Origin of the sequence: Gudongella oleilytica, assembly GCF_004101785.1 — a bacterium.
Taxonomy (GTDB): domain Bacteria; phylum Bacillota; class Clostridia; order Tissierellales; family Tissierellaceae; genus Gudongella; species Gudongella oleilytica.
The window spans coordinates 722,530-736,064 of record NZ_CP035130.1 but is presented as its reverse complement, the minus strand read 5'-3'; the positions used below and the strand labels follow the sequence as shown (position 1 = coordinate 736,064).

The window sequence follows — 13,535 nt, the reverse complement described above, 5'->3', positions numbered from 1 at the left end:
CCTTGTGGACTTTCACCACAGACAGAAGGCATGCCCGTCGTACCAAATAAGGGATGCCTTTCCAGACATCCCTCGTACTAATCAATTATTCCTTTCAAGTAGCTCCTGAATTCCTCTCCTATGTCCTCTCTTCTGAGAGCATACTCCACTGTAGCCTCAAGAAACCCTAATTTATTGCCAACGTCATATCTCTTCCCCTGGAATATATAGGCATACATAGCCTCTCTTTCAACAAGGAGCTTCAATGCGTCAGTCAGTTGGATCTCTCCATTTTTCCCGGGCTTTGTCATTTCGATGCATTCAAAGACAGCCGGATTTATTATATATCTTCCAAGGATAGCAATATTGGATGTAGCCAACTCCCTTGCCGGCTTCTCAACCAGATCCTTTACCTTGTATATCTTATCCTCAATATACTTCCCGTCAATTATGCCGTACTTTGATACATCATCATCTGAGACCTGCTGTACTCCAAGGATCGTGGTCTTGTATTTGTCATAGACCTCTATCATCTGCTTCAAGCATGGCTTCTCACTGTATACGATATCATCCCCCAGAAGTACTGCAAATGGCTCGTCTGCTATAAAGCTTTTTGCACAGTGGATCGCATGGCCTAGACCTCTGGGCTCCTTCTGTCTTATGTAGTGGATATTAGCCATATCGGATATCCTTCTTATCTCCTCCAAAAGCTCCCGCTTGTTTGATCTTTCCAGTTCCAGCTCCAGCTCTACGGATTTATCGAAGTGGTTCTCGATCGAAGATTTATTTCTGCCTGTGATTATTAGTATTTCCTCTATCCCTGAATCAACGGCTTCCTCAATTATGTACTGAAGCGTCGGCTTATCGACAATGGGAAGCATCTCCTTTGGCTGAGCTTTTGTCGCCGGTAAAAACCTTGTTCCCAAGCCTGCTGCCGGGATTACTGCCTTTCTGACCCTCATTTGACTACCTCCTGTTTCAAAGAAGCAAAGCTCCTTTCTTATCTGTCATTTATCTTACAACATTTATCATTCAGTTGAAAGCCTGAAAAACAAAAACCACAGGTTCATTGACCTATGGCTATACCTTACGATGCATTTATTACAGCAGATCTGTGGTAAGCTTCCTTCATTGAAGATCTGTTTGACCTAAGCAAGCTTTCCGTTTCCAGATATTCATTTGCGACAGGACAATATTCGTAGCTTGCGGGGTAATGGATCTCTTCCCCCTTGTATTCTCCGCATTCCATGATCTCAACTATTTCAACCTCATGCTCCTGCATACACAGGTAGCAAAACTTCTTCCCTTCGACCCTTCGCACAGCAGCATCACGTCCTTTCGCAGATAGGATAATTGCATTTGCCCCTATAAAGCATTATAGCAAAATATAGCTGTTGTGTCACAATATTTGGATATTTGATGTTTGTTTTTTTTGATTTGTCAAATCCTATCCTTTATCTCTTGGCAGCTCAAGCTGATGTTTCCTCTCTAAAGCCTTCTCCTTGGAAATCCTGTTTTTCCTTACCATATCAGAATTTTCCATGTATCTGTGCGATTTCCTGCAATATTCATAGATTGCATTGAACATGATCTCTTCACCCTTGTATTCAACACAGTCGATGCTTTCAACTATGTCGACCTCGTGGACTTCCTTGCATAATATGCAATATTTAACTTCGCTACCAAGCTTTTTCATCCATGCACCTCTCTCTTCCATGCCCAATTACTATGTAGTCAATTAAAGTTTCCCACCTAAAATTTAAGTTAAAAAAAGAAATTGGTCCTAACAGATATTCCCTTCACTCATGCAGCCCATAGCTTCAAGTCCCTTTTCCATAGCCTGAACAAGCAGCTTCGACCTTTCCCAGTTGGCTTCCGAGTTGTTTATTATAACATCACAATATCTGTTAGTTAATTTTACCTCCATCTCATAGGATGCCAGACGCCTCTCTATCTCAGGTTCGTTCCTTTCTCTCATCCTCCTGACGCATTCGATCGCAGGAGCAGTGATACCAATTACAAGAACCTTGTCTCCATATCTATCCTTTAGCTTCTTAGCTCCATTCTTGTCAACAATTATTGAAGCAGTGCCATTCATATCGATCACCCGGGATATTGCTCTTAAGCTGGTTGCATAAAAATATCCATGATACTGTGTATACTCAAGCAGCTCACCCTCCTCATGCATTCTTAGGATTTCATCTCCTGATGAAAAATGATAGTGCACTCCATCCACTTCACCTTCTCTTGGAGCTCTGCTTGTGTATGTAATTATCTTCTCCATGCTGAGCTGATTTCTTAGAGTTGTCTTACCGGAACCGCTTGGCCCGACAAATACAATTATGTTTATCATAAGCTTACTTCCCCCTTAAAAACCTATTGATTATTGTTTACTTCAAATCTCCAGGCGTCCCTTACCATGTCCTCGAGGCTCTTATTGGCTTTCCACCCGAGTTCCTTATAAGCCTTGGAAGGATCCGCATAGCAAACGGCAATGTCCCCAGGTCTTCTTTCCCCGATCACAAATGGTACATCTACCCCGTTCACTTTTTTGAAGGTCTCAATCAACTCAAGTACAGATGTTCCCTTACCCGTTCCAAGGTTATATACACTGACACCTTTCCCCATATTCTCAATTGCTGCAATATGTCCTTCTGCAATATCAACTACATGAATGTAGTCCCTTACACAAGTTCCATCCTCAGTATCGTAATCATCACCAAATATTGTCAGTTTTTCAATATCCCTATTTGCCACCCTGGTAATGAATGGCATCAGGTTATTGGGTATCCCCCTTGGATCCTCCCCTAACAGTCCGCTTTCGTGAGCGCCAATTGGATTGAAATACCGTAGGAGGCATACAGAAAACCCTAAATTTACTTTTGCAGCATCTGTCAGGATCCTCTCGCTTATGGCCTTTGTTTCCCCATAGGGATTTGTTCGCTCCTTAAGGTCCATGATCTCTGACAAAGGAGATGGTTGGTTGCCATATACTGTTGCCGAAGAGCTGAATACAAATTTCTCCACGCCAAACTCAATGCAAAGCTTGCTTAGTACCATAGTGCTAACAAGATTATTGTAATAATACTCTATTGGCTTTTTTATACTCTCACCCACAGCCTTCAATCCTGCGAAGTGGATCACTCCATCAAATGAACTTGCCTCAAAAATTCTTCTCATCGAAGCCTCATCCGTTGCATCTTCTATGAAAAGCTTTGACTTTATGCCAGTTATCTCTTCGATCCTTGTCAGTACATCCTCTCTTGAATTTGAAAGGTTGTCCACTATCACAACCTTGTGGCCTCTTTTGGCGAGTTGGACAACCGTATGGCTTCCGATAAATCCAAGACCTCCCGTTACAAGCACCTTCATGATCAGTCCTCCTCACATATCGCTTTCGTAAACCGCTCTTATGCTTAGATTATAGCAAAACTATGGCTCTATGTCCTTGATTGATACAAAACAATAACGGCTTTATTTGATAATGCCGTCAGCTTTTTCTTTATATCCCATAGATATTAGTCAGTGAATCTTTGAAGCAACCAATTTTAGGAGGATCAGAAGATCCGGAACAGGCAAGTTTTAAACCTGAAGGATGCCCTGGTTCCCCGGGGCATCTTCTTGTAAAATGATTTATAGATCATATTCCTTGATCTTGTACCGCAATGACCTTTCACTTATCCCAAGGCTCTCTGCAGTCCACCTTCTGTTTTGCCTGTTATTCTCAAGTGCAAACCTGATAACTTTCTTTTCTATGTCCTTAAGTGATTCACCCTCATAAATCTTTATGTGCTTTTCGCTGGAATCATGATCCCCTCTAATAAGCGTAGGATTGTTAAGATTGAGTGCATCCACACCAATCTGGTCCTCTCCACTCAACAGTACAGCCCTTTGGATTATATTTTCAAGCTCTCTTACATTTCCCGGAAAGCTGTAGCTTTTCAACTGTTTCATTGCTTCTTCTGTCACACCATCGACATCTTTGCTGTAGGCTATCCTGTATTTGTGGATAAAATGTGGGACCAGAAGCTGCAGATCCTCAACCCTGTCCCTAAGGGGAGGAGCTACGATATTTATGACGTTTATTCTGTAATATAGATCTTCCCTGAAGTTTCCTAACCTGATTTGCTCCTTAATATCTCTGTTTGTGGAGCAAATGACCCTGACATCTACGGGGAAGTTTTTTTCATCTCCGATCTGCCTAACTTCCTTCTCCTGAAGAAATCTCAGGATCTTTGACTGCAGCCTTCCATCCATTTCGCCTATCTCATCAAGAAAAAGCGTTCCTTTGTCGGCCTTTCTGATAAGCCCGATATTCTCCTTGAAAGCACCTGTAAAGGACCCCTTCTTATATCCAAAGAGCTCACTTTCCAGGAGTTCACTTGGCATTGCCGCACAATTTATTGCAATAAATGGTTTCTTAGCCCTGTTGCTGCTGGTGTGGATGGTTTGAGCTATCAGCTCCTTACCGGTTCCACTTTCCCCGGTTATAAGGACAGTTGCATCAGTATCCTTTATCTTATCAACTACTTTCCTTATACCAAGGATAGACTTTGATTCCCCAATCAGCGTCTTCCTCAAATGACCCTGAAGCTGATCAAGCTCTTTCTTAAGATCCAGCTTCTCAGATGCAGTACTCAGTAATATCAATAGCTGTTCATTATCTATCGGCTTGGTTATAAAGTAGTATGCTCCTGCCTTTATTGCCCTGATCGAATTATCTATTGTCGAATATGCCGTCATGATTATAATTACAGCACTTGGATCTATGGAAAGGAGCTCTTCCATAAGATTTAAACCGCTTCCCTCTGATAATCTTAAATCAAGAAGCACAAGATTTATTTTCTCCTCAATAAATATCCTTTTTCCATCAGTCATGTTGTCACTTGTAAATACCTGGTACTCATCCTCAAGCAGAAATTTAAGAGCCCTGAGTATTTTTGCTTCATCATCGATAATAAGAATCTTTGTTTTCATATGCTAACACCCCTCATGACCTTGAGATATACCCCAAATCCCTTGCTTGCTCCATTAGGTTTGGCCTGGATGCTCCCTCCGTTCTCCTCGATCAGCTTTTTGACGATAAACATGCCAACGCCGTTGCCATTTTCCTTTGTCGTGTAGAAAGGCTCAAATATATAATCGAGTTGATCCTCCTTCATTCCGGAGCCATTATCTATGAACTCAATATTAACTATCTTCCCTTCCGGATACCCTCTTATTATGATGGTTGGATCTTCAGTATCAGCCAACGCATCCCTCGAATTTAGAAGGATATTTATTACTATTTGTTTAAAATGTCCCAGATCAAACTCAATAAACAAATCCTCAGGAACATCTATAACAATATTGATATCCCTAACCTGAAGTTTGATAAACTTGATCGCATTCTCAAGCTCATTTTTCAGGTTAAGCAGCTTCTTCTGAGGCTTGCGGGGAGATGTAAACTCCATGAATTCTGAAATGAGAGCATCTATCCTGTCTATTTCCTCAGGTATGTCCTCAGAGGCAGCTATCATAAATTCCTTATTATCAAGCTTGTCCTTCATCTGGGTTGTGTATATCTTTACAGACGTCAGCGGATTTCTGATCTCATGCGCAAGGGAGGATATTATCCTGTCCATAAACTGAAGCTTGTCATAGTTTCTCAGCTCGTTGATAAGAGCCTTTTCCTCTTGAGTCTTTTCATCTATGATCTTCTTTAGCCTTCTGTTGATAAGCTGTACTACAAAAACCAGCATCATGAGAGCAAAGATAGAAAGCAATAGTATTTTTATCTGAAGCTCTGTCTCTTCACCTGTGTTTCTTATGGGAGTGCCAAACCACTTTCTATGGATGGCATCATACATACCATTGGACTGGATCTCGTCTAAGCCTTCATTTAGCTTTCTCAATAGTACAGGATTTTCTTTAGAGACAGCCATGGAGTACCTTTGTTCGTTTAGTGTCTCGCCTACTATCTTGACCTGATCGATCCAACCTCTCTCATTACAGATATAACTGACTGTAAGAGTGTTCCCTACCATGGCATCCACCTGTTGGTCAACTAATGCAGCAACTGCTTCCTCCATAGTGTCATGCTGAATTATCTTTATGTCTTTTATTCTGCTTAACTCTAAATATACTACGTCCTCCTTCTGGATAGAGACCGTCTTCCCAACGAGATCCGAATTATTGCTTATGGAGTAATTAGAATCCATGACAAAAATTGACTGTGAATTCATCAACAAAGAGTCGGTAAAGCTAAACCTCTCCCTTCTTTCATCCGATTCCTTCATACCCTGGATGATATCAGCCTGCCCTCTATCGATTGAATGAAATGCATCCTCCCATTTCATGGGCATAAACTGAAACTCCATCCCGGTGACAAGGCTTATAGCCTTAAGAATGTCTACATTAAAGCCCTTGTAGACTCCGTCCACATCCAGAAACTCATAAGGTGGAAACTGTATGTCCCCGGCTACCCGATAGGTCTCAATATCTCCATAGCCATAGGCAGCATGGGTAATTAGCAATATAAGTATTAATGTCAAAGCAAGTGTTCTCTTTATCATTCTTCCCAGCCTTCCAATACTAGTGGATCAATAGCTATATATTACCATGAGGATAAACTTAACTCCAGAAAAAGCTTGTTACATATCAAAGATGCCTCCATCAAACCAATGGAGGCATTCTTGTCATTTCAAAATATACTCAGCAACTATAACCGGTGACTCTGCATTAAATATCCTTATCCACTCTTCACTATCCGTCTCAAGGACATATAGAGAGAATCCTTCAATGCCTATTCTTTCTTCATAGCTAATATGCTCGATCTCAAAATCATCCATGGAGAAAAATGCTGCAATTGCAGACTCCCTTACAAAATATTCCTCTCCCTCCAGAAGTACCTGAAGTCTGGCCAGGCTTCCGCTTTTTACTATAAAATTAAAGTCTCTGCAGTCAGGAGAGTTAGTGGATCTCGTTGTCCAGGCTCCGTCAAAGTACTCCACTTCATATGGCTTTAAGTGTCTGTCATACAGGCCATTGTGATATATAGAAAGCTCGCCCTTTAATGGCAGAATATACCTCTGATACCCTGTAAAATCGGAAAAAGTCGACTCTGTTGCCGTAAAGGTTGCAGAGGATATCCTCCATAAAAAATCCCTGTCTGCGAATACTGCATTCTCAGGGTATATGGCAAGTTGAGTGGTTTCACCACCTGCCCATTTGGCGGTAATGAAATCTTCCCTTTTTATTATTTTAGCCTTCATATGACCCACCTTCCTTTTACTCGAAGGAACCTTAACTAGTCTATCCTCAGCTCAACCAGAGCTTTATTGAACTCGGCTATCTTAACTTCGTCCTTTACCAGAGGAAGATTGGCCTCAATATTCATCAGACAGCCGTTAGTCCCGATCTTCGCAAGCTCGAATCCGATAACAAGGTCAGATTGACAATTTGGATTTGTTTTCCCGTCAAGCTCCTTGCCGATATCATAAACCCTTCTGCAAAGCTTTGCATTCTCCATTGGTGCTGATGCTCCAACAATTCCAGCATCAGCGATCGCCTTCTTCCTTATTTCCTTTTCTTCGTCAGTCTCCTTTGGAAGCTTGTAGGCATCAATGATCACACCATACGCATTTGCATCGGTGACGATCCCTTGAAGAAGCTTTTCTCTTATATCCTCAAGCTCCTTTGCATACTCAAGCTGAGCCTCTGCAGACAATCCGTAATCCTTCTTTGTGGATAGCTTGCATACCATTCCGATAAGACCGCAAGCCAGGGCTCCGGACAGCGCTGATGCACTTCCTCCCCCGACTGTTACATCATCTGTATCGAGTATAAGCTCCATTATACCCTTGTAATCCATATTCCATTCTCCTCCTGATTTCTTAAGACATAGGGCCCGCATCAGGCAAGCCCTATGGGGTATCCCATTATTCTTTATTGCTCGTCAAGAAGTCTCTTCTCAAGTATTTGCTCGATACTGAAGTTTTCAATTTGAAGATAGTACTCTGCTACATCAATCAGCGACTTCATAGGAATAGTTCCAATCACCTCGCTTCCAACTACGTTGACACCGTATCTTCTGGCTTCCATCTTAACCATTTCGAACGCCTGATATACTGCTGACTTTTCATAGTTTACAAGGTTCATTGATACTTGAGTCTGGTTTCTCTCCTCAAGCTTAAGTCCAATTGCCTTGACGTATCTCAAACCGCCGCCAAGATGTCTTACCTTCTTAGCTATTTTATCAGCGATTTCAACGTTTGGAGTATCGAGGTTGACGTTGAAGGCCACAAGAGGTACTCTGGCACCAACTGCAGTTGCTCCGCTCTTTGCATTCATCTCCTGCGGGCCAAAGTCCGGCTTCCATTCCTCGTCCTTTATCTTCTCAAAGAACCCTTCGTATTGACCCTTTCTCACTGATGCAAGGTTTCTTCTGTCTTCTTTAGTGCAAGCATCCTCATACAGGTATACGGGTATCCCCCAGCTTCCAATCTCAGCTGCTACTTCCTTCGCAATCTCAATGCACTCAGCGATTGTTACGTTCGATACGGGAGTAAACGGAACAACATCCGTCGCTCCCATCCTTGGGTGTGCTCCCTCGTGCTTGGTCATATCGATAAGCTCTGCAGCCTTTTTAGCTGTGTTGATGGCTGCTTCCTTGATTTTGTCGGGTGCGCCGATCATAGTTAAAACTGTTCTGTTGTGGTCCTTGTCTGAAGAGTAGTCAAGTATAGTTATGCCATCTATCTTTCTTGCTTCATCAACTATATTTTCTACTACCTCCAGATTTCTTCCCTCGCTGAAATTTGGAACACATTCCATTAATTTCTTCATATTAACCTCCTTCTAATACTATACCAAGCTTTCAACAAACGTCTTTATAAACCAAATAGTCTGTGGCTGATAGATAATGTCTACAAGAAAGGCTCCAACTATTGGAACTATCATCATAGCCTTTCTGCTCATACCGTACTTCTCATTTACTGCTGTCATATTAACTATAGCTGATGGAGTCGCTCCAAGTCCATGACCTGCAAGACCTGCAACCATAACTGCTGCATCGTAGTTCTTCCCAAGTATTCTGAAGACTACGAAATAGCCAAGAAGTGAAAGAACGACAACTTGTACGAAGAGCACTATCAGTACTCCACCGATAAGACCCGAGAGCTCCCAAAGCTTCAAAGTCATAAGCGCAAGTGAAAGGTAAAGATTAAGCATTACATTACCAATTTCATCAACAAGTGCAAAATCAAACTTGTAAAGGTGAAACTTTTCGTTTACGTTTCTAAGAATAACTGCTACAAACATCGCTCCAACATATGTTGGGAAGCCCATGTTGATTATCTTGCTGATCCATCCGGCTATTATTGTACCAAAAGCCATACAAATAAGTATCGCTGATACATTCTTTATTATATCAAGTGAGCTTAGCTTATGGCCAGTACTAACGTTGATGTCAGTAACAGAAGTATCAAAGGTTGAATCCTCTTCCGGCTTCAGGTCGTACTTTACGATAAGTCTTCTTCCAAGAGGTCCGCCAATAAGAACTGCAGATATCAAACCAAAGGTTGCCGCTGCTGCTCCAACGAGTGGTGCAACCTCATAGCCCATTTCTGCAAATGTCGTACCGTAGGAAAGTGCTGCTCCGTGTCCGCCTATCATTGATATTGCACTGGCAAGAAGTGCATATGGTGCTTCAAGCCCAATTACCTTTGCTACAGCAATTCCCAATGTATTCTGGATAATTGAGATCACGCCGGCAACAAGCCAGTATACTATAAGTAATTTACCACCCTTGACAAGGAGCTTGTAGCTTGCCCCAAGCCCTACTGTTGTAAAGAATGCAAGCATGAACGCGCTTTGAAATATATTTTCAAAAGAAAATGCGAACGATCCCGAAAGATGACCTAACCAGGTAACGAACATGAATATGAAGCCGCCGATTACAGGTGCAGGAATACAGTATTTATCAAGAATTTTGACCTTACCTTTTACGAAAAAACCAATAAGTAATAATGCCGCGGCGAGTGCCAGAGTAACTGCTGAGTCAAGACTAATTGACATTAGACCTTCAACCAATTCGAATTTCATAATATCCTCCTTTAGTATTTGAAAGTATGTTGCAAATAATTCCAGTTTATTGCTAACGCTTTCCCCTTACACTCCCTTCTATGGTCAATTTTCAATACACTTATTCACAATACATATATGCAATTTTCGAGCCAAGTATTTTCGATAAAATAAAATGTCTATTTTGTAGCGATTCTTTTTTTTAGCGATAGTAGATTGCAAAAAAGCAACAAAAATAGCCCTGCAATATTTGCATGGTGCAAAATTTGCAGGGCTATTTCTGATCTTCTATACTAACTTTACTTTGAGATAAAAGATATCTGTCCGTACTATTTACCAAACCCTCATCAGCTGCCTGAATGTAAAAAATAACATAGATATCCTTTTCTTTGAAGCACTTAGCATAGGTCCTTCCAAATAAGGTCATAGGAGGGAAATCAAAATCTTCTTTATAAGTTTTTGGCTTACCAAATTGAAGGTAATGCTGCTTAAATCCATTCGCTTTGTGAGCCATTGCTCGAGTTTTAATTTTTGCGTCGATCTTCACCCATCCATCTGATCCAAATGCGTTAATATAATTACTTATACTATCTGTTTCTGCCTCAAAATACAGATCCTCACTGTTCAATCCAAGCTGGGAAAGTATAAGGTTCGTGTAATCGTACATAGTAACAGACTCAATGAGTTCCATCAAGCTGAGGTCAACGGAGCCTTCCACAGGCTTTAACCTTATAGTATAAGCTCCATAAAAAGCACTGCTATACGGGGAATCAATGTCATATATCGTAGATCTGCCTTGGACAAAATCTCCAAAGGTGTAGTAAATGGAAATATCTGCAGTCCCCTCTTCGGAAATATATAGATCGGAAAGTGGGACCCCAGTAGCATTGAATAGGAGCATGCGGGGAAACCAGCTTAGACCCTCAGCTCGGGCACTACCAGGATCAGCAAATTGAATGCTCAATCCGTCATTCTTGCCGACAACATTAAATGATTCCTTCCATGATGCTGCTCCCATGATGATATGGCTTCGTATAGAAGGCATAATAGCTATGGTAACAAAAATCAAAATTAGAACTGTGAGGGAGTAGATCGGAAACTTAATATGCTTTTTCATTTTTGTATTTCCAGTATCATATCATACCAAACTGCCCCTCCATGAGTAGAATCAGATACACCCAAGTTTACAAACCCAACCTTGGAGTAGTAATGGATCAAATGCTCCTTGCAGGTGAGGATGAGTCCCTTGCGTCCGTTTTTCAAAGAAGCGTCTGTCAGATGCTTCATAAGCTTTGCTGCTACACCTTGATTTCTATACTCCGGAATAACGTCCAGATCCTCCGGCTTTACTTTTCTGATTGTTATTTCCACGCTTTATTACCTCCTGAAAACTATAGTAGTCAATTAATGCTGATGCTTTAGTCAAATATATGATTTCATCCTCATCACAAACCTCTGAATCAACAGGAGTATTTAAGCTATCAATGAAGTTTTCATCCTTTGATTTTAATGACTCCATAAGCTGGTTCAAACTTGTGTCCAAGTCATTTATTTTATATAGATCATATAAAAATTTATTCCCAATCATAACCCAGATCCTCTCCAAGGTATTTAATAAACTTAATCTGTCTTTCTCCAATCAATTTTAATGGTACATAACTCGATATAATATTGAAAAGGTCCGCTTTATCTCTACTGAATAATTCGTTCAAATCAAATACCTCATATAATTATTATCCAGTTCCCACAAGACTCCAAAGCCTCTTTCCTTAAGTTTTACCTTTAAGGTATCCAAAACTTCCTCATAGCTTTTCTCGGTCTTTACTTTATGCTAAAAAAGGTACGCACTTTTCGAGTAATATGAAAAAGCTTAGAACGTTGTTATTACAACATGTTCTAAGCTTTTTTTGATTTTTAACTGTCAAATGTGGGATTATACTAGGCAGTTACTAGGCATATACCTAATATAATATATGGCTAATATAGAATAATACAACAGTCTAAATTTTATTTTCAAATTTTCTTACTATACTCAACTTTTCTTTAATTATATTATTCATTCTATCAATTTCTTTACAGATCTTTCTAGAGTATAGCTTCCTGCTGTTCCTATCATTTTCGTCTACATGACTTTCTATTTCATCAATAACATCGTTATTAATTATTTTGGAATACAGGGAGCAGTAGGTTTTGGAATGGTCGTGGCCAACAATTCAATTGAAGATATGAAGTAAATGAAAATACCCAAAACGTCGGGGACGGTTCTTTTTGTTTTAAACAAAAAGAACCGTCCCCGCTTGTTTAATACTTGATAGTAATAACTGGCTTGATCAAGTCAGCTGGCTTCCTATGCATAAGATCTAAGGCTTTATCCAAACTCTCCATGCCCTCAAATCTGTGGGTAAGCAGTTTTGATGGATCCAAACGGCCAGCCATGATCAAGTTAGCTAGTCTTTCAGTTCTCATTCTACCTGCTGGCATCAATCCACCCACTATTTTAATGTGGCCCATACCAACTCCCCATTCAACTCTTGGTATTTCAATATTCTCACCACTACCCAGGTAATTTATGTTTGAGATTATACCTCCAGGTTTTATGACTTTTACACCGGTTTTGAATGTTTCCAAGCCTCCTCCTGCAAGAATAACCTTGTCAACACCCTTACCCCTTGTAAGTGACATAACCTGCTCTTCTATTGGACCTTCCTTGTAGCTGATTATGTCTGTGGCACCGTACTCTTTTGCAACTTCAATGCAGTTAGGTCTTGTGCCCACAGCTAATATTCTAGCTGCCCCCTTCAAAGCAGATCCTGCAACCGCCATCAATCCCACAGGACCAATTCCAACTACCAATACATCTTCTCCATAAGTTACTTCAGCCATCTCTGCACCATGAAAACCTGTTGGAACCATATCACTAAGCATTGTTCCCGTTGCTGGGTCCATACCTTCTGGCAATAGGGCCAGGTTTGCATCTGCTTCGTTAACGTGGAATAGTTCTCCAAAAACTCCATCTTTGAAATTTGAGAATTTCCATCCTGAAAGCATTCCCCCTGAGTGCATGGCAAATCCTCTTTGGGATTCCAGCGCCCCCCAATCAGGAGTGATTGCCGGTACTAAGACCTTATCACCAACTTTAAAGTCATTGACCAACTCACCAACTTCAACTATCTCTCCAACAGCTTCGTGCCCAAGTATCATGTCTTCCCTCTCCCCAAGTGCACCTTCATATACAGTGTGTATATCAGATGTGCAAGGAGCCAATGCAATTGGACGGCAAATGGCATCCAAGGGCCCGCATTTTGGAGCATCTTTCTCAACCCAACCAACTTCACCGATTCTCTTCATTGCAAAACCTTTCATTTTGAAGCCTCCTTCACTGATACCTAAATTCTACGTCGCTTTACGAAAACCATTAAACATCGATATTTCCGATGAACCTACGAAGAATTCAAGTAGTTGCTTCTACATTTTAACATTTCATGCACCCCCTT

Annotated in this window: 15 protein-coding genes; all 15 read right to left on the bottom strand. The window is 41.0% G+C overall.

From position 1 onward, the window contains the following. Positions 1-77: 77 nt before the first annotated feature. On the bottom strand, positions 78-941 hold the full coding sequence (gene galU / locus EC328_RS03335) for a UTP--glucose-1-phosphate uridylyltransferase GalU (RefSeq protein ID WP_128425488.1): 864 nt from the start codon (positions 939-941) through the stop codon (positions 78-80). Between the two features lie 125 nt (positions 942-1,066). Continuing rightward, positions 1,067-1,261 (bottom strand): hypothetical protein, encoded by a 195-nt coding sequence (locus EC328_RS03330; protein WP_128425487.1) that lies wholly within the window; start codon positions 1,259-1,261, stop codon positions 1,067-1,069. 165 nt (positions 1,262-1,426) lie between these two features. Next, the gene (locus tag EC328_RS03325; protein WP_128425486.1) at positions 1,427-1,675 is read right to left on the bottom strand and encodes a hypothetical protein; all 249 of its coding nucleotides are present in this window, start codon (positions 1,673-1,675) and stop codon (positions 1,427-1,429) included. Positions 1,676-1,762: 87 nt separating this feature from the next. Then, a complete protein-coding gene (locus tag EC328_RS03320; RefSeq protein WP_128425485.1) occupies positions 1,763-2,332 on the bottom strand; it encodes a guanylate kinase in 570 nt (189 codons plus the stop codon). A gap of 23 nt (positions 2,333-2,355) precedes the next feature. Continuing rightward, positions 2,356-3,351 carry a UDP-glucose 4-epimerase GalE gene (gene galE, locus EC328_RS03315; protein WP_128425484.1) on the bottom strand — a complete coding sequence of 332 codons (996 nt, stop codon included), beginning with the start codon at positions 3,349-3,351 and terminating at the stop codon, positions 2,356-2,358. 261 nt (positions 3,352-3,612) lie between these two features. Then, the gene (locus tag EC328_RS03310; RefSeq protein WP_128425483.1) at positions 3,613-4,956 is read right to left on the bottom strand and encodes a sigma-54-dependent transcriptional regulator; all 1,344 of its coding nucleotides are present in this window, start codon (positions 4,954-4,956) and stop codon (positions 3,613-3,615) included. Then, positions 4,953-6,533, bottom strand: coding sequence for a transporter substrate-binding domain-containing protein (locus EC328_RS03305; RefSeq protein WP_128425482.1), 1,581 nt, complete (start codon positions 6,531-6,533; stop codon positions 4,953-4,955). The genes EC328_RS03310 and EC328_RS03305 overlap by 4 nt, the downstream gene beginning before the upstream one ends. 123 nt (positions 6,534-6,656) lie before the next feature. Next, positions 6,657-7,232 carry a HutD/Ves family protein gene (locus EC328_RS03300; RefSeq protein ID WP_128425481.1) on the bottom strand — a complete coding sequence of 192 codons (576 nt, stop codon included), beginning with the start codon at positions 7,230-7,232 and terminating at the stop codon, positions 6,657-6,659. Between the two features lie 35 nt (positions 7,233-7,267). Continuing rightward, positions 7,268-7,831 (bottom strand): cyclodeaminase/cyclohydrolase family protein, encoded by a 564-nt coding sequence (locus EC328_RS03295; RefSeq protein WP_128425480.1) that lies wholly within the window; start codon positions 7,829-7,831, stop codon positions 7,268-7,270. 74 nt (positions 7,832-7,905) lie between these two features. Then, a complete protein-coding gene (gene ftcD, locus EC328_RS03290; protein ID WP_128425479.1) occupies positions 7,906-8,805 on the bottom strand; it encodes a glutamate formimidoyltransferase in 900 nt (299 codons plus the stop codon). Positions 8,806-8,823: 18 nt separating this feature from the next. Beyond that, a complete protein-coding gene (gene gltS / locus EC328_RS03285) occupies positions 8,824-10,062 on the bottom strand; it encodes a sodium/glutamate symporter (protein WP_128425478.1) in 1,239 nt (412 codons plus the stop codon). Positions 10,063-10,315: 253 nt separating this feature from the next. Continuing rightward, on the bottom strand, positions 10,316-11,158 hold the full coding sequence (locus EC328_RS03280; RefSeq protein ID WP_128425477.1) for a hypothetical protein: 843 nt from the start codon (positions 11,156-11,158) through the stop codon (positions 10,316-10,318). Continuing rightward, positions 11,155-11,412 carry a GNAT family N-acetyltransferase gene (locus tag EC328_RS03275; protein WP_128425476.1) on the bottom strand — a complete coding sequence of 86 codons (258 nt, stop codon included), beginning with the start codon at positions 11,410-11,412 and terminating at the stop codon, positions 11,155-11,157. Before EC328_RS03275 ends, EC328_RS03280 begins: the two co-directional genes overlap by 4 nt. Continuing rightward, on the bottom strand, positions 11,354-11,680 hold the full coding sequence (locus EC328_RS03270; protein ID WP_128425475.1) for a hypothetical protein: 327 nt from the start codon (positions 11,678-11,680) through the stop codon (positions 11,354-11,356). The genes EC328_RS03275 and EC328_RS03270 overlap by 59 nt, the downstream gene beginning before the upstream one ends. A gap of 662 nt (positions 11,681-12,342) precedes the next feature. Further along, positions 12,343-13,404 (bottom strand): NAD(P)-dependent alcohol dehydrogenase, encoded by a 1,062-nt coding sequence (locus EC328_RS03265; RefSeq protein WP_128425474.1) that lies wholly within the window; start codon positions 13,402-13,404, stop codon positions 12,343-12,345. Positions 13,405-13,535: the final 131 nt, after the last annotated feature.